The following is a 16,280-nucleotide window of genomic DNA, read 5'->3' on the forward strand; positions in this document are numbered from 1 at the left end:
CAAGACCATGGGTGTCTACGTCCCCACCTGGACGGCAGGTCCCTGCCACAACCCGCGGTGCGCGCAGTACGTTCCGGAACGGGCGACCATTCATTCGGTACGTGGCGAAACCTGGCGGAAGCTGACCGGATGGAAGTCCGCAGACTGACGCCCCTATGCCGCGAAACGGGCGGCCCGCCCCCAACACCGGAGGTCGTGCGAGTGAGGCGGAGGACGGGGACGTAGGGTTGTGCCATGCCTAGGACCTCTCCTTCCGTAGCTCTCGACGCCCTTCTCTCCGGCAACCGGCGCTTCGTGTCCGGCATGCCCGAGCACCCGAACCAGGACGCGGCCCGGCGCGCCGAACTGGCGCCGGGACAGGAACCCTTCGCGGTGATCCTCGGCTGCTCCGACTCCCGCCTCGCCGCCGAGATCATCTTCGACCAGGGCCTCGGCGACCTCTTCGTCGTCCGCACCGCCGGCCACGTCGTCGGGCCGGAGGTGCTCGGCAGCGTCGAATACGCCACCAGCGTCCTCGGGGCGCGCCTGGTCGTCGTCCTCGGGCACGACTCCTGCGGCGCGGTCGCCGCGGCCCGCTCCGCCGTGGAGGACGGCTTCGCGGCGAGCGGCTTCGTCCGGGACGTCGTGGAACGAGTGACCCCCAGCATCCTCGCGGCCCGCACCGCCGGACTCACCGCCGACAGCGACATCATCGACGAGCACATCCGGCACACCGTCGACCTGCTGATCGACCGCTCCCGGCTGCTCTCGGAACAGGTCGAGGCCGGGGAGGTCGCCGTGGTCGGACTCGGCTACGCCCTCGCCGAGGGCAGCGCCCGCCTCGTGGCCACCCGCGGCGACGTCCCGGAAAGCGTGCCCGCGACGTGACCCGGCGCTTCGACTGCTCCGACCCGTCCCAGCGCGCGGAGGGCCTGACGGCGGCGACCGAGGCCGTACGCCAGGGCCGGCTCGTGGTCCTGCCGACGGACACCGTCTACGGGGTGGGGGCCGACGCCTTCGACCCGGCGGCGGTCGCCAGGCTCCTCGGGGCGAAGGGCCGGGGCCGGCACAAGCCGTCCCCGGTGCTCGTGGACTCGCTGGAGGCGCTGCGCGACCTGACCGACGACCTGCCGGACGCGGCCCGCGCCCTGATCGACGCGTTCTGGCCGGGCGGGCTCACCCTGGTGGTGCGCCACCGGACCTCGCTCGCCTGGGACCTGGGCGAGACCGGCGGCACCGTCGCCGTCCGGATGCCCGACCACGCGCTGGCGCTGGAACTGCTGGCCGCGACGGGGCCGCTGGCGGTGTCCAGCGCCAACCTCACCGACCACCCCTCGCCGCAGGACTGCGCCGCCGCGCAGGCGATGCTCGGCGACTCGGTCGCCGTCTATCTCGACGGCGGCCGTACGGGCGGCGCGGTGTCCTCGTCGATCGTGGACCTCAGTGGTGAGGTACCGGTCCTGGTCCGCGACGGCGTCCTGCCGTACGACCGGCTCCGCGCCGTCGTGCCCGACCTGGTCGTGCGATAGACCTCGTCGCACGGTACAGCAGACGGACCGCGGGGCCGGCCGGCGCCGGCCCCGCCAGGGCTCGTCCCGCGGACCGCTCCCCGCGCTAGGCGGTGAGCCAGCGGCGCAGCAGCCTGCTCACGGCGGGCATCGCCGCGTACGTCATCAGCACATTGAAGACGCAGGCCACCACCGCGCTGCTGAGCAGCACCGGCAGCGCGGTCAGGTGGGGCATGAGGAAGAGGCTGCCGAGCACGGAGATCGGGTAGATCGCCAGGGTCGCGCTGATCGCCATCTTCCACCGCGGGGGCGCGGGACGGGTCGAGCCGGGCTTGGCGAACCACGTCTCCATGCCGGTCAGCTCCCGCCGGGCGATCTCGGTGTGGTGGTGACCGTCGCAGTCGGTGAACCAGGCCGCGCGCTCGGGCGAGTCCTGCCAGGCCCGGCACGCCGCCGCGTCCCGGAAGCGGTGGACGAGGAACCATGGGGCGTCACCGCCGGAGGCGCGGAAGAGGCCGTACCCGAGGTGCCCGGGAAAGGTGGCGGCGCACTCCAGGATTCCCTTGGCCCACCGCTCGAAGGCGGCCTCGTGGCCGGGCTCCACACGGCGGGCTATCAGCAGGGTCACCTCGCCCGTGTCGGCGGGGACGGTGGTGTGCTCAAGGCTGACGGCGGTCAACATCGACTCCTCATGCTCTCACCGCGCCCACCCCCACTGTACGCGGGGCCCCACCGGCACCGGCGCACCCGTCGAACCCGGCCCTCCTCCGCCCCACGGCGGCGAGCAGCGGCCGCCTTGCGGCCGAGGGGTCAGGGCATCATCTCGTACGCCCCCGACAGCGCCTCGACGCGCTGCCAGACGCGCTCCGCACGCGAGCGGTCGACGACCGGGCGGCGGACCGCGCCGAGCGCCCAGCGCTGCTGCTCGTCGGTCGCGGAGTCCTTGCCGTGCAGCTCGACGGCGTGTGCGGAGAAGTCCCGGACGAGGACGGCGAACAGCTCGTCGAGCACGTCCTCGTCGAGGTCCGTGAGGGCCGCCTGCTCCAGGACCAGCTGGCCGTGGACGACGAGCGCGAAGAGCTGCCCGACGGCGAGCAGCAGGTCGAGGTCGCGGCTCTGCTGCTCGTCGGGGGCGGCGGTGCGGACGAACTCGCAGAGCGCGTCGGCCTGTTCACGGAAGCGGGAGACGTTGGGCAGATGGGCGTACGTGTCGAAGGCGGGCCGCCAGTCGTGGAAGCGGACCGAGCCGAGGCCGCGGGCGGGCCCCTGGCGGAAGAGGAAGGTGTCGTCGGCCGCGTCGAGGCGGGTCGGGACGGGCTCGTAGGCGGCCGGGTCGAGGAGGTGGTTGCGCATGAACTTGAGGATCAGCGCCAGGTTGACGTGGACGGTGCCCTCCAGCTTCGGCAGGCCGCGGATCTCGACGGCGGCCTGGGCGAAGTAGTTGTCCTTCTCGAAGCCCTTGGCGGCGATGACGTCCCACATCAGGTCGATGACCTTCTCGCCCTCGGTGGTCACCTTCATCTTCGTCATCGGGTTGAACAGGAGGTAGCGGCGGTCGTCGGGGCCCGCGGTGCGGAAGTAGTCGACGGCACGGTCGCTGAACAGCTTCATGCCGACGAGCCGGACGTACGCGTCCGTCAACTCCCGCCGCACGTGCGGGAAGGCGGTGACGGGACGGCCGTAGAGGATGCGGTTCTGGGCGTGGGTCACGGCCTCGTACATCGCGTGCTCGCAGATGCCGATCGAGGCGGTGCACAGGTTGAACTTGCCGACGTTGACGGTGTTCAGGGCGGCGTCGAAGGCGGCCCGGCCGGTGTGCAGGACGTCCTCGGCGGCGACCGGGTAGTTCTCCAGGCGGAACTCGCTGACGTACTTCGAGGAGTCGACCACGTTCTTCACGAGGTGGTACGCCGGGTGGCGGCTGTCGGCGGCGAAGAAGACATAGCCGTCGGGGCCCTCGACGTCGGTGCGGCGGCCGAAGACGGAGACGAGCCCGGCCGCGTTGCCGTTGCCGATGTAGTACTTGGAGCCGGTGGCGCGGAAGCCGCCCCGGCCGTCGGGCTCCAGGAGCATGTCGGTGGAGTAGATGTCGGCGCCGTGGGTCTTCTCGGACAGGCCGAAGGCGAACACCTCGCCCTGGGAGAGGAGTTCGGCGGCGCGGGCGCGCGCGGTGGGGTTGTCGCTCTGCCAGACCGGGCCGAGGCCGAGGATGGTGACCTGCCAGGCGTACCAGTAGTCGAGGCCGTAGAAGCCGAGGATCTCGTTGAGGGCGGCGATGCGGGCGGTGTCCCAGCGCTTGTCGGCCTCGCCGTCCCCGGCGGCGGAGGACGGGGTGAGGAAGGTCGCGAACAGGCCCTCCTTCGCGGCGAAGGCGAGGAAGTCGCCGAGCCAGGCGCGGCTGCGGTAGTCCTCTATCAGCCGGCGCTTGCCGCGCTCCTCGAACCAGTCGACGGTGGCCCGCAGCAGCCTGCGGGTCTCCGGGTCGAAGTGCGCGGGGTCGTAGGTGCGCGGGTTGAAGAGCAGCGCGTCGGTCATCAGTGCCGCCTTTCGGCTGTGAGGGGTGAGGGTGAGGTCCGGGGTACGGGTCCCAGGGGCGCGCTCGGCCGGTCAGCGGCCGGCGTCGAAGCGGGCGAGCGTGGCGAGGACGTCGTCGAGCCAGGCGATCATCATCCGCTCGTAGGCGATGCCGCCGCGCAGCACGACGTGCTGGAGCTCGCGTTCGGCGTCGAGCGGGGCGTCCGCCGGGAGTTCCGCGAAGTCGCGGGCCTCGCCCGCCAGATAGTGGGCGAGGCGGTCCGTGTGCGCCTGGCGGTGCCGCTCGACCTCACCGATCAGCGCGGCCGGATCGCCGAAGGCGGCGCCCCGGACCTTCACCGCCAGGTCGTGCCGCACACTCTCCGGCTCGGTCGGTCGGTGCAGCCACGCGGAGAGCGCGGCCCGGCCGGGCGCGGCGACGGTGTACTCCTTCTTGTCCGGACGCCCGTACTGCGCGACGTCCCGGACCTCGACCCAGCCGTCGCTCTCCATGCGCTTGAGCACGCGATAGATCTGCTGGTGGGTGGCGGTCCAGAAGTACCCGATGGATCGCTCGAACCGCCGGGCCAGCTCATAGCCGGAACCCGGTTTCTCCAGCAGGGAGACGAGGATCGCGTGGTCGAGCGCCATGCCCCCGATCTTGCTATGCACTTCGTTGCATAGCAAGAGGTGTCCCGGTGAGACACACCTCACCGGGACACCGGGCCGGCGCCGGACGCTCCCTCGCGGGTGCGGCTGGCTCAGCGGGTGAGGGTCAGCGGCACGGTGTCCACGGTGACGGGCCGCCCGTTCTCGGGGGAGTAGAAGTACGCGGTGAGCGCACCCGGCCCGGTCCGCGCGGCCCGGTAGGGGAACGTCACGTCGAACGTGCCGCGGGTGCCCGACCCGGACGTGGCCATGACCTGGACGTCGGCGGCCGTCCGCCCGGTGACGTCCGTGATCTTCAGCTGGAACTCGGCCTCGAAGGTGTTCGCGGTGCCCCACACCCGCACGGGGGCGCGGACGGTGCCGCCCGGCAGCGGGGACTCGACCAGGACGGCCGGCGTGACGTCCTCGAAGTGCCCTCGCCCCACCGGCCGGTCGAGCGCGATGCCCTCGCCGCCGAACGACGTGACGGGCTCGCCGTCGAGCCGGAACCGCACCTTGTCGATGCTCGGGTACCGGGTCACCGTGTACACGACCTGGGCGAGACGGGCCCGCATCGAGAGGCTGCCGCCGCCGTCGTCGTACCGCCCGGACAGGTCGACGGTCGCCACGCCGTCGCGGACCGCGAGTGAGCGCAGGCTCGTGCCCGACGGGATCGCGGTGGTGCGCCCGCGTCCGGTCTCGATGCGGTCCGGTCCGGCCAGGAGGGCGCGTACGGCCTCCTCGGCGGTGGCCGGGGCGGTGACCGTGCGCGGGGCGGGGGAGACGTACGCGCCGTGCAGGAAGTAGACCGCGGTGGTCACCCGGCGCGGGGAGGCGGGTGGCGGTCCGCTGACCGGTGGGGACACGGGCGGGGGTTCCGGTTCGACGGCGGCCGTGCCCGTGGCGCCGGTCGACGGCGACACGGTGAGGGTGCGGGGCGGGGTGGAGCCGCCGTCCGTCCGCGGCTCGGTGAGCGCGGCGGACGGGCGGGTGGGGCTCGGGGCCGCGTCACCGCCGGAGCCGGTGTCACAGGCGCCGGCCGGCCACAGTGACAGGGCCAGTGCACACACCAGGGCGACGCGGACGCGCCCACCGGGGCGCGGAGCCGGGATCTCACCCGCCATGGCAGCCTCCTGCGACCCTTCCGGATCGGCGCCCGCGAGGTGCTGGGGACCGGGGCCGAAAACCCCCTTCACCCTGTCGTGCGGGCACCTTTGGGATGAGTATGCGCCGGTTCCGGCGGGGCGAATGTCATGACTTCGCGACAGTCCCGAGCGCGTGCGGAGCGGCGGCGTGATGCCGGGTCAGGCCCGCTCGGCCCGGACGGAGGAGGCGCGAGGGATCACCTTCGGCTCGGGGGACACCGCCACCGGCGGCACGGCGGCGTCGCCGCGCAGCCGCCCGAGCAGCAGCCGCACCGCGTCGGACGCCACCCGGTCCAGGTGCAGGTCGACCGCGGTCAGCGGCGGCTCGCAGGTGCGGGCGCGCAGGCCGTCGTAACGGGTGACGACCATGACGTCGTCCGGTACGGCACGCCCGCTCTCCCGTATCGCGCGGACCGCGCCCACCGCGAAGGCGTCCACCAGCGCACACACCGCGTCGATGCCGGGATGCTCCCCGAGCAGGGCGGCACACCGCTCGTGACCGGCCGGCTCACCGCCCGACTCCGGCACTCTCGCGACGATCGGCGTCCAGCCGTACTCCTGCGCCAGACGCTCGTACGCGGCGACCGCGTCCACCGACGAGTGCCGGGAACCGGCACCGACCATCAGGGCCGGCCGGACCGCACCCTGCTCGTGCAGATGCCGGAGCAGCAGCTCGGCGACCAGCCCGCCGCGCAGATCGACGTACGGGGCGTCCTCCTTCGGCGACACCGGTCGGCCGAGTGCCACGTACGGCAGCCCCCGCTCGCGGAGTTGGGCCGCCGCCGCGTCCTCGACGTCCGGCTCGACCACGATGGCCCCGTCGATGTCGAGGGAGTACAGCGCCGAGCCCGACTGCACGGGCGGGACCAGGACGAGCGCGTAGTCGTGCGACAGGGCGCTCTCCGCCGCGGCGGCCGCGACCTCCATGTAGAAGCCGAGCCGGGACGGGCCGCCGGCCACCGCGAACGGCATCGAGGAGACCAGGGCGATCGCCTTCGCCTCCCCGCGCCGCAACCGCTGTGCCCGGAGGTTGGGGCGGTAGCCGAGCTCCGTCGCGACCTGCCTGATGCGCTCGCGCGTCCGGGGGTCGACCTTGCCGAGCCCGTTGAGGGCGTGCGACACGGTCGTGCGCGAAACCCCGGCGACGCGTGCGACATCGGCGATCGTCGGCGGTTTCCGACCGGAGGCAAACGGGGCCATCTGCTCGAACACTCCTCGCGGGCACGGACGGTTGATCCCACCATCTTCGCCGATCTCCGCCGCGGTCCGTGTGCGGTCGGGTGCCGATCGTCGAGGCGTACGCCCCGGCATCGTGCGACCGACCCTTGACGACCGGTGGAGGGGCTCACATACTGGCGGCCAAATCGATTTGGCCAAATCGATTTGGCTCACCGTCCGGGGCCAGATCGCGGCTGAACTTCCGAGCGTTCCCGTACGCCCGAACGGAGCCCGAACGTGTCCAGTGCCCGAGAGAGCCGACCCGAAGCCGGACAGCGACCCCCCGCCTCCGGCTCGACCGCACCACCGACCGCCCCATCGACCGCCACGACCGCCCGTGCCGACGAGACGCACTCCCGTCCCGACGAGATGAACTCCCGTCCCGACGAGACGGGCACCTTTTTCGACGAGACGCACTCCAGGTCCGAGGAGACGCACTCCCTTCCCCAGGAGACGCCCTCCCGGCCCGAGGGCGGCGCCCGGCTCGGCACCCATCCCGTCGACGAGTCGCGGCCCCTGTCGAGGATGCTCCTCTTCGGGATCCAGCACGTCCTCGTCATGGCCGCCACCCCCATCTCGGCGATCTTCCTGATGAGCGCCACACTGGGGCTGGGCACCGAGCTGACCGTCGATCTGCTGTCCGCCGCCTTCGTGCTGTCCGGCGTCGGATCGCTGATCCAGTCGCTCGGACCCTGGAAGTTCGGCCCCCGGCTGCCGTTCGTGATGCTGCCCGGCGGGGCGCCCCTCATCCTGTTCCTCGCGATCGCGGAACAGCACGGGCTGCGCACGGCGAGCGGAGCGGTGATCCTGACGGCGGCGTTCTACTTCGTCGTGCTGCCGGTCTTCTCCCGGCTGCTCAAGTTCTTCCCGGCCCTGGTCATCGGCACGATGATCGTCATCGTTGGTGTCAACCTGGTGAAGGTCGGCGCGGTCCTCGTCACCGGACGTCCCGGCACGCCCGGCTTCGCGGATCCCCTCAACCTCGGCCTGGGCATGGCGACCATCGGGTTCACCGTCGTGTTCTACCTGCTCTTCGCCGGGATACTGCGTCAGCTCGCCGTGATGCTCGGCCTGCTCGCCGGTACCGCGCTGGCCGGCGCGCTCGGCGCGATCGACACGGCAGGCACCGGCGGAGGACTGGTCAGCCTGCCGCAGCTGCTGCCCTTCGGCTCACCCCAGTTCAACCTGGTCGCCGCGCTGCCGCTGATGCTCTACAGCCTGGCCTCCATGGCCGAGGCCACGGGGCAGACCGTGATCAACGCGGAGGCCGTGGGCAAGGACATCGACAAGCGGACCGATGTGCCCAAGACCGTCCGCGGTGACGCCCTCACCTCCCTCTTCGGAGGCTTCTTCGGCCTGCCGCTGATGGTCACCAGCGGGGAGAACATCGGCATCGTCCGGGTCACCGGCGTCCGCAGCCGGTTCGTCACCGCCGCGGCGGGCGTCGTGCTGATCGTCATCGGCTTCCTCGCGCCCGTCACCCGCGCGATCAGCGTGATCCCGTCCGCGGTCATCGGCGGCACGGCCATGGTCGTCTTCGCCGTCATCACCGTGCTCGGCGTCCAGATGCTCGGCCGCTCCGACCTCGACCGGCACACCAGCACATTCATCTGCGCCGTCGCCCTCGCGCTGGGGCTGCTGCCGATCCTGATCCCCGGCGTGTACGGCCACTTCCCCGCGAACGTCCGCATCCTGCTGGAGAGCGGCGTGGCCGTGGGCGCGTTCGTGGCCGCCGTCCTCAACATCCTCTTCCACCATGTACGGCCGGGCGTCGCCGCCCGCCTGACCACCGCGCGCACAGGAAGCGACCGATGAACCAGCCCGCACGCGAGGCGCTCGCCGCCCCCGGCCCCCTGCTCCTTCGACCCGACGCGGTCCTGCTCCCCGAGGGCCCCGCCGACGGCTGGGCCGTGGTGATCGGCGACGGCCGCTTCCAAGCCGTCGGACCGGCGCCCGAACTGGAGCGCACCCACCCGCAGTTGCGGCCCGTGCGGCTGCCCGGCCATCTGCTGATGCCCGGCTTCGTCGACGCCCACCACCACCTCACCCAGAGCTTCGGCGCCGCGCTCGCCTTCGGGGAGCCGTCGGAGATCTTCCGCCGGGTCTGGGTGCCGCTGGAGGGCGCGCTGGACGAGGAGTCGGCCTACACGGCCGCCAAGCTGGCCGCACTGGAGGCGCTGCGCGGCGGTTTCACCACCGTCGCCGACGCCGGTACCAGGGCCGACGTGGACGTCGACGTGGTCGCCTCGGCCGCGCGCGACGCCGGAATCCGCTGTGTGCTGGGACTCGTCTGCAACGACGCGGACGACGAGGGACGCCACGCGGCCGTCGTCGAGAAGGCCGAGAAGCACCTCGCCCGCTATGCCGACGACCCGCTCGTCCATGCCTCCCTGGCCGTCTCCATCCCCGAGGCGGCCACCGAGGAGACGCTGCGCGCGACCGCCCGGCTGGCCGCCGAGGCCGGTGCCGTCGTCCAGATCCACGTCAACGAACACCTCGCGGGCGTCGAACGCTCGCTGGTCCGGCACAGGGTGCGGCCGCTGGAGCATCTGCACCGCATCGGCGCGCTCGGCCCCCAGCTGCTCGCCGCGCACGCCACACTGCTCACCCCGCGGGAGCTGACCCTGCTCGCCGACACCGGGACCGCCGTCAGCTACAACCCCGTCGCCAGCGCCTGGAAGGGCAACGCCGTCGCGCCCGCGACCGCCATGGCCGAGCGCGGCATCCGCTTCGGACTCGGCACCGACGGCACCCGTGGCGACGGCTTCCGGCTCGCGGAGGCCGCCGAGTTCGCGCAGCGACTGGCGTACGGTCTGAGCACCGGCGACTCCTCCTGCGGTGCCGGCTGGACCTGGCTGGAGCACGCCCACTGCGGCGGTGCGGACGCCGTCGGCCTCGGCGCCCGCACCGGCACCGTCGCCGAGGGTCTGGCGGCCGACTTCCTCCTCGTCGACGTCGACACCCCGGAGCTCGCGCTCTCCTGGGACCTGCCCTGGGAACTCGTCCGGCGCGGCAACCGGGACCAGATCACCGCCGTCTTCGTCGCCGGGCGCCTGCGCCTGTGGCAGGGTCTGCCGACCGACTGGGACGGGCCCGGCCTGGTGCGGCGTGCGGCCGAGGCGGCGCGTGCCGCGGTCGGCAGAGCGGACGTCATCCGGGCGCATCCCACCTCCACCGCGGCACGGGCGCTGCACCGGGGGCGGAGCATGTCGCGGTGACGTCGGACATGCTGACGGTCCTCGCCGTCACGGTGGCCGTGGCCGCGTTCGTCCAGGGCAGCAGCGGACTCGGCTTCGCGCTGATCGTGGCGCCGGTGGCCGGGATGATCGACCCGAGCCTGGTCCCGGTCTTCGTCCTGGCGACGATGATCCCGCTCAACCTCTACGTCGCCTGGCGGGAGCGGGCCTCGCTCGACCTGCGGGGCGCGGGCTGGATCACCGGGGCGCGGCTCGCGGCCACCCCGGCCGGACTGGCGCTGCTCTGGCTGATCCCGGAGCGCAGCCTGGGTGTGTTCGTGGGGGTCGCCACCGTGCTCGCGGCCCTCGTCAGCCTGGCCGCGCCCGCGTTCACACCCGGCCGGGCCGCCTATGTCGGCGCGGGCGCGGTGACCGGGCTGACGGAGACCGCGACCGGTGTCGGCGGCCCCCCGCTGGCGCTGGTCTACCAGCACCGTCCGCCCGCCGAACTGCGCTCGACGGTCGCCGCGTGCTTCCTCGTCGGCGAAGTCGCCTCCCTGGCCCTGCTGTTCGGCACCGGGAAGGCGGAGGCCGCGGACCTCGGCCAGGCCGCCGTCCTGCTGCCGGCGATCGCCGTCGGCGCGTGGCTCAGCCGCCTGGTCCACCACCGGCTGGACGCCCGCAGGATGCGCCTGTTCGTGCTGGTCTTCGCACTGGTCTCCGGGCTTGTCCTGATGCTCGGGGCGGGCGGGTGACGCGCCCCCGGCGCGTCCCGTGACCCCGCTCTCCCGCACCGGTCGATGCACGGGCGATCAGCGGTTCCTGCCCCCGCCCCTGGTCCACTCGGGGTCCCGCTCCGCCTCCGGGAGCGGGACCCCGACGTGTGTCAGTGGACCTCGGCGTGCCGGCTGCTCCAGGTGGCGTACATCTGGTGGTACCTGCCGCCGGCCGCGACGAGCTGGTCGTGCGTACCGACCTCGACGATCCGGCCCTCGTCCACCACGACGATGCGGTCGGCCTTCATGGCGGTGGAGAGCCGGTGGGCGATCAGGATCGCTGTGCGGCCCTCCAGCAGCACGTCCAGGGCGGCCTCGATCTTCGCCTCGGTCCGCAGGTCCAGGTTGGACGTGGCCTCGTCCAGGACCAGCACCCGCGGCTGGGCCAGGAACGCCCGGGCCAGGGCGACGAGCTGCCGTTCCCCGGAGGACAGGGACTGGCCCCGTTCCTGGACGACGGTGTCGAGACCGTCGGGCAGCCGCTCGACCACCTCGACCAGGCCGACCACCCGCAGCGCCTCCCGCACCCGGTCGTCGGAGGCGTCCGCGGCGGCGAAACGGATGTTGTCCCGCAGCGGCCCGGCGAACAGGAAGGGCTCCTGCGGCACGACGCCGAGCTGCCGGCGCAGGGACTCGATCCGCACGTCCCGGAGGTCGTGTCCGTCGATGAGGATCCGTCCGGACGTCGGGTCGTACAACCGGGTGACCAGTTTGGCGAGGGTGGACTTGCCGGCGCCGGTCGGACCGACGAACGCCACCGTCTCACCGGCCCGGATGCCCAGCGACACACCGGAGATCACCGGTCGGTCGGGACGATAGCCGAACGTCACGTCCTCGAAGACGATGTCACCCTCGACCTTCGGCAGGTCGACGGCTCCGGGGTCCTCCTCGACCTCCGGCCGGGCGGTGAGCAACTCCCTCAGCTTCACGACGGACGACTGCCCCTGCTGGTAGGTGCTGTACAGCTGCACCAGCTGCTGGATGGGCTGGAAGAACGCTCCCAGGGACAGCAGGAAGGCCACCAGCTCGCCGACGCTCAGCCGCCCGTCGGAGACCATTCCGGCGCCGATGGCCAGCAGGGCGAGCTGTCCCGCGACACCGATGACCTGGGTGCTCGGCGTGTAGACGGAGTTGATCCGGCCGGTGCGCACATTGGCGTCGTAGTACGCGCCGGTGACCTGCCGGTGGTGCCTGGTGTTGTGCCGCTGCCGGTTGTGGGCCGTGACGATGCGCACACCTTGCAGGCTCTCGGAGAGGTCGGCGATCACGGCGGCGACGGTGTCCCGCACCCGCAGATAGCCCTTGCGCGAGGCCCGGTGGAACCACACGGACAGCGCGGTGAGGACGGGCACGACCAGCAGGACGGTGATGAGCGCCAACTGCACGTCGTAGGTGAACAGCACCACCGTGACCACGACCATGGTCAGGCCCTGGACGGCGAACTGCGCCAGCCCGTCCTGCAGCAGCTGCTGGAGGTTCTCGATGTCGCCGGTCATCCGGGTCATGATGACGCCGGCCTTCTCGCTGGTGTAGAAGCTCAGCGACAGCCGCTGCAACTGGGCGAAGACCCGCACCCGCAGGTCGTTCATCACCCACGCCGCGATCCGCCCGGTCACCTTCACCCGCGCGGCCTGGGCGAGACCGGTGCCCACCAGGCTGACCAGGTACACGACCGCGACCAGCGCCAGCACGCCGAAGTCCTGCTCCGTGATGCCGTCGTCGATCCCGATCTGCGTCAGCTTCGGACCGGCCTGCAGCGTCAGCGCCTCCACGGCCACGAACAGCCCGGCCAGCAGCGCCATCGCCCAGTACGGGCGGATCAGCCGCCGCAGACTCAGCCTGGAGCCGTCGGGATCGGGTCGGCTGTGCTCGAAGACCACGTCGGGCTCGGGGTGTTCCGGCTCGGTCCTGAGCAACGCGTCGACGCTCGCCTGCATCTCCGGCGGCACGCCGGCGAACGGCAGACCCGTCGCGGTCGCCCTGCCCCCGCCGTTGAACGCCGCGCCACCACCCATGGGAGACGTCATCGACCCACACTCCCCACTTCCTCGACCTGCTCGTCCGCTTGCGCGAGCACGTCCGCGTACAGCGGCGTGCTCGCCAGCAGTTCCTGGTGCGTGCCGTCGGCCACGATCCGCCCGCCGTCCAGCAGCACCACGCGGTCGGCCAGGCCGATCGTGGACGGCCGGTGCGCGATGATCAACGTCGTGCGGTCGGCGAACAGGGTCCGCAGCCCGGCGTGGATCTCCTGCTCCACCTGGACGTCGATGGCGCTGGTGGCGTCGTCGAGGACCAGTACCGGCGGATTCACCAGCAGCGTCCGGGCGATCGCGATGCGCTGCCGCTGCCCACCGGAGAGCGTGTAGCCGCGTTCGCCGATGACGGTGTCGTAACCCTCGGACAGTTCGGTGATGAACTCGTGCGCCCCGGCCAGCCGGGCCACGCGCTCGATGTCGGTGATGTCCGCGTCCGGCCGCCCGTAGGCGATGTTGTCGCGGACCGACGCCGAGAACAGGAACGGCTCGTCCAGCACGATGCCGACGGTGTCCCGCAGACTGCGCAGGCTCAGCTCGCGCACATCGTGCCCGTCCACGGTGACGGAACCCTCGCGCACGTCGTAGAAGCGCGGCAGCAGCCTGGCCACGGTGGACTTCCCGCTGCCTGTCGGGCCCACCAGCGCCACCGTTTCACCGTGGCGCAACCGCAGCGAGAACCCCTTCAGCACGTCGGGGCCGTCGCCATAGCCGAAGGTGACGTCGTGGAACCGGACGTCACCGCGTGCCCCGGTCAGCTCCCGCGCGTGGGGGGCGTCCACGATCTCCGGCCGCTCGTCCAGCAGCTCGTACAGCCGCTTGGCCGCGGCGGACGAGCGCTGCCCCAGCATGATCAGGTTGCCGAACACCTGGAACGGCACCTGGAGCATCAGGAGATAGGCGTTGAAGGCCAGGATCGAGCCGATGCCCATGTCTCCCTCGATGACGAGGTGTCCGCCGTACAGCAGCACGATCGCCATGCCGACGCGGGGCAGGTTCTGCACCACGGGTGTCCAGCGTGCGCGCAGATCGGCGTCCTTCACATGGGCCCAGCGGACGCTCGTCGCGGCCTTCTGCAGCAGCGCCAGCTGGCTGCGTTCCGCCGCGAACGACTTGACCACGCGCACCCCGTTGACGTTCTCGTCCACCACGGTCGCGACATCGGCCAGCCGGGCCTGGATCAGCCAGGACACCGGAAACATCGAGCGCTGCATCCGGCGCGTGGCCACGAACAGCAGGGGCATCGGCAGCATGGCGAGAACGGCCAGCGGCACGTCGATCGCCAGCATGTACGCGAACGCCACCAGCGAGATGCCGCACTGCACCAGGAGATACGGCGCGAACGCCAGATACATCTGCACGGCGCGGATGTCGGAATTGGCGCGGGAGATCAACTGCCCGGTCTGCACCCGGTCGTAGAAGGAGAAGGACAGACCGGTCAGGTGCTCGTAGACGATGTTGCGCAGGTCGTACTCGATCCTGGCCGCGGCACGGAACAGTATCTGCTTGGACAGATAGCCCACGGCCAGCATGACCACGGTCAGCCCGATGAGCCACCACAGGTAGTGCGACAGCGGCACCTCGTCCGACACGATCGAGTGGTCCACCGCGTCCTGGATCAGTTTCGGCACCTGTACGGACACCAGCAGGCTGGCCCCGGACATCACCAGTGCCGTGCCGAACATCCACCGGTGCGCCCTGACCAGCGGCCACGCCCGCCGTAGCCAGGAACGGCTCGAATCGGGGTCGATCGCCGCGCTCGGCGGCGGATAAGTCTTGCTCACCTGGTTCCCCTCTGTGCATGCCGTGTTGGGCGACCCACTCGGCTTGCCTTTCGCTCTCCAGCGCCTCGTGCCACCGCGACGGCGTCAGTTCCGCACGGAGCAAGGCGTGTTGGACGATCCCGGCCGGGGTGACCGCGGCCACGCCTGACTCGACTGCTGCGGCGGCACGAGGCCAGGTTAGCAAAAACGCTAGAACGGTGTACGCAGTTTATGGTGTGGGTTCGGTGAGCGGGAGGGGATCATGTCCTCAGCCGCGAGCGCACCGAGGCGACGGGACGGGCCAGGGCAGATCGGTCGCGACCGGGGCGGCGTAGTCGACGCCGGGGACGTCGAAGCCGTACAGGGAACGGAACCGGCCACGGAACCACGCGATGTCGGCCGACTCGGCGAGGTTTCCGGGGGTCAGGGACTGCCAGCGTTCGGCCACGGCGGCCTGGACCGGCTCGGACAGCTCCCAGCGATCGAGACGGATGCGGCCGGAGTCGTCCATGTCGGGCCGGTCCGCGGTGAGTTGCTCCCACAGCTGGAGCGCCTGCTGGACGGGGGAGGGGAAGCGGTCGCCCAGGACGCCGCGGAGCAGGCTGACATAGAGCGGAATGCCCGGGATGGCGGTCAGCGCCTGCGTGACGGCGGCCCCGCTCACCGATGTGAAGGCGCGGCCGCCCACCGCGGCCAACCGCTCGGTCAGGGCGCCCGCGGTGGCCTCCAGGTCGGCCTTGGCGGCACCGATCGTGCCGTTGCGGTAGATCGCCGAGGTCAGCGGCGAGCCGACATAGGTGAGCGCGACCGTGCGGAACCCGTCGCGCAGCAGCCCGCGCTCGGCCAGCGCGCCGACCCAGCGGGACCAGTCCTCGCCCCCCATGACCCGCACGGTCGCGGCGGTCTCGGCCTCGGTCGCCGGGTCGACGGTGACCTCGCGCACGTACGCGGCTCCGTCGTCGGCGAACTCCAGGTTGCGGGTGGTGTGCGGCGCGCCGAGCGGCTTGAGCACCGACTGATGGGTGGTGCCACTGCGTGGATCGGTGCGCCGGGGCGCCGCCACGCTGTAGATCAGGTAGTCCACACCGCCGAACCGCTCGGCCAGCAGATCCAGCGTCTCGGACTTGGTGGTGTCGGCGAACGCGTCGGCGTTCAGGAACGAGAAGTCCGCTCCGAGCTCGCGGGCGATCGCGTCGGCGGCGACGGTGCGGTACCACCCGGCGGTCGCCGTGCGGTGCCCGGCCGGCCGCTCCCAGCCGATGCCCACGCCGTCGATGCCGTACCGCACCAGCCCGGCGATCGTGCTCGCCAGGCCGTAGCCGGCGCTCGAACCGATCACCAGCGCCGTCGGCCGCCGCGCGGGTGGACCGTCGGGGGCGGGCACCTCGGCCCGCATCAGCTCGACGCTGCGACGGCATCCGGCCGGATGCGACTCAAGCAGCAGATATCCGCGTCCCGTCGGGGCGACGACGCGTTCGGACGGGGTGAGCGGTGGGTGCATCATCGTCTCCTCCGGTGGG

General features: G+C 72.0%; 13 protein-coding genes. 5 read left to right on the plus strand and 8 right to left on the minus strand.

Features of this window, described 5'->3' with window-relative positions; genetic code table 11:
- The first annotated feature begins 234 nt into the window (after positions 1–234).
- Positions 235–867, plus strand: coding sequence for a carbonic anhydrase (locus tag ACSU6M_RS32050; RefSeq protein ID WP_437074503.1), 633 nt, complete (start codon positions 235–237; stop codon positions 865–867).
- On the plus strand, positions 864–1,508 hold the full coding sequence (locus tag ACSU6M_RS32055) for an L-threonylcarbamoyladenylate synthase (RefSeq protein WP_437074505.1): 645 nt from the start codon (positions 864–866) through the stop codon (positions 1,506–1,508). Before ACSU6M_RS32050 ends, ACSU6M_RS32055 begins: the two co-directional genes overlap by 4 nt.
- Before the next feature lie 85 nt (positions 1,509–1,593).
- Here ACSU6M_RS32055 and ACSU6M_RS32060 read toward each other — a convergent pair whose 3' ends face one another.
- The 5 genes from ACSU6M_RS32060 to ACSU6M_RS32080 form a co-directional block, all read right to left on the minus strand.
- Positions 1,594–2,169: an antibiotic biosynthesis monooxygenase gene (locus tag ACSU6M_RS32060; RefSeq protein ID WP_437074507.1), complete on the minus strand. Its 576-nt coding sequence runs from the start codon at positions 2,167–2,169 to the stop codon at positions 1,594–1,596.
- 128 nt (positions 2,170–2,297) lie between these two features.
- Entirely contained in the window at positions 2,298–4,022 is a 1,725-nt protein-coding gene (locus ACSU6M_RS32065) for an acyl-CoA dehydrogenase family protein (RefSeq protein WP_437074509.1), read from the minus strand.
- 72 nt (positions 4,023–4,094) lie between these two features.
- Positions 4,095–4,652, minus strand: coding sequence for a PadR family transcriptional regulator (locus ACSU6M_RS32070; RefSeq protein ID WP_437074510.1), 558 nt, complete (start codon positions 4,650–4,652; stop codon positions 4,095–4,097).
- Positions 4,653–4,762: 110 nt separating this feature from the next.
- Positions 4,763–5,773, minus strand: a complete 1,011-nt coding sequence (locus ACSU6M_RS32075; RefSeq protein WP_437074512.1) for a GerMN domain-containing protein — start codon at positions 5,771–5,773, stop codon at positions 4,763–4,765.
- Between the two features lie 180 nt (positions 5,774–5,953).
- Positions 5,954–6,994 carry a LacI family DNA-binding transcriptional regulator gene (locus tag ACSU6M_RS32080; RefSeq protein ID WP_437074513.1) on the minus strand — a complete coding sequence of 347 codons (1,041 nt, stop codon included), beginning with the start codon at positions 6,992–6,994 and terminating at the stop codon, positions 5,954–5,956.
- A gap of 543 nt (positions 6,995–7,537) precedes the next feature.
- Here ACSU6M_RS32080 and ACSU6M_RS32085 point away from each other — a divergent pair.
- Genes ACSU6M_RS32085 through ACSU6M_RS32095 form a run of 3 tightly spaced genes read left to right on the plus strand, consistent with a single transcriptional unit; the run spans position 7,538 to position 10,943 of the window.
- A complete protein-coding gene (locus ACSU6M_RS32085; RefSeq protein WP_437075437.1) occupies positions 7,538–8,827 on the plus strand; it encodes a uracil-xanthine permease family protein in 1,290 nt (429 codons plus the stop codon).
- Complete coding sequence (locus ACSU6M_RS32090; protein ID WP_437074514.1) at positions 8,824–10,230, plus strand: amidohydrolase family protein; 1,407 nt, start codon at positions 8,824–8,826, stop codon at positions 10,228–10,230. The genes ACSU6M_RS32085 and ACSU6M_RS32090 overlap by 4 nt, the downstream gene beginning before the upstream one ends.
- A gap of 8 nt (positions 10,231–10,238) precedes the next feature.
- Complete coding sequence (locus ACSU6M_RS32095) at positions 10,239–10,943, plus strand: TSUP family transporter (protein ID WP_437075439.1); 705 nt, start codon at positions 10,239–10,241, stop codon at positions 10,941–10,943.
- Positions 10,944–11,074: 131 nt separating this feature from the next.
- Here the strand turns inward: ACSU6M_RS32095 and ACSU6M_RS32100 are convergent, their stop codons facing one another.
- The 3 genes from ACSU6M_RS32100 to ACSU6M_RS32110 form a co-directional block, all read right to left on the minus strand.
- A complete protein-coding gene (locus tag ACSU6M_RS32100) occupies positions 11,075–12,991 on the minus strand; it encodes an ABC transporter ATP-binding protein (RefSeq protein ID WP_437074515.1) in 1,917 nt (638 codons plus the stop codon).
- A complete protein-coding gene (locus ACSU6M_RS32105; RefSeq protein WP_437074516.1) occupies positions 12,988–14,781 on the minus strand; it encodes an ABC transporter ATP-binding protein in 1,794 nt (597 codons plus the stop codon). The genes ACSU6M_RS32100 and ACSU6M_RS32105 overlap by 4 nt, the downstream gene beginning before the upstream one ends.
- 247 nt (positions 14,782–15,028) lie before the next feature.
- Positions 15,029–16,261 carry a trans-2-enoyl-CoA reductase family protein gene (locus ACSU6M_RS32110; protein WP_437074517.1) on the minus strand — a complete coding sequence of 411 codons (1,233 nt, stop codon included), beginning with the start codon at positions 16,259–16,261 and terminating at the stop codon, positions 15,029–15,031.
- Positions 16,262–16,280: the final 19 nt, after the last annotated feature.

The organism is Streptomyces sp. enrichment culture, from assembly GCF_964272895.1.
Classification (GTDB): Bacteria; Actinomycetota; Actinomycetes; order Streptomycetales; family Streptomycetaceae; genus Streptomyces.

Coding starts and splice junctions, on each gene's coding strand:
- ACSU6M_RS32050 (WP_437074503.1), top strand. CDS start 235: ATGCCTAGGACCTCTCCTTCCGTAGCTCTCGACGCCCTTCTCTCCGGC.
- ACSU6M_RS32060 (WP_437074507.1), bottom strand. CDS start 2,169: ATGTTGACCGCCGTCAGCCTTGAGCACACCACCGTCCCCGCCGACACG.
- ACSU6M_RS32065 (WP_437074509.1), bottom strand. CDS start 4,022: ATGACCGACGCGCTGCTCTTCAACCCGCGCACCTACGACCCCGCGCAC.
- ACSU6M_RS32070 (WP_437074510.1), bottom strand. CDS start 4,652: ATGGCGCTCGACCACGCGATCCTCGTCTCCCTGCTGGAGAAACCGGGT.
- ACSU6M_RS32075 (WP_437074512.1), bottom strand. CDS start 5,773: ATGGCGGGTGAGATCCCGGCTCCGCGCCCCGGTGGGCGCGTCCGCGTC.
- ACSU6M_RS32080 (WP_437074513.1), bottom strand. CDS start 6,994: ATGGCCCCGTTTGCCTCCGGTCGGAAACCGCCGACGATCGCCGATGTC.
- ACSU6M_RS32085 (WP_437075437.1), top strand. CDS start 7,538: ATGCTCCTCTTCGGGATCCAGCACGTCCTCGTCATGGCCGCCACCCCC.
- ACSU6M_RS32090 (WP_437074514.1), top strand. CDS start 8,824: ATGAACCAGCCCGCACGCGAGGCGCTCGCCGCCCCCGGCCCCCTGCTC.
- ACSU6M_RS32095 (WP_437075439.1), top strand. CDS start 10,239: ATGCTGACGGTCCTCGCCGTCACGGTGGCCGTGGCCGCGTTCGTCCAG.
- ACSU6M_RS32100 (WP_437074515.1), bottom strand. CDS start 12,991: ATGACGTCTCCCATGGGTGGTGGCGCGGCGTTCAACGGCGGGGGCAGG.
- ACSU6M_RS32110 (WP_437074517.1), bottom strand. CDS start 16,261: ATGCACCCACCGCTCACCCCGTCCGAACGCGTCGTCGCCCCGACGGGA.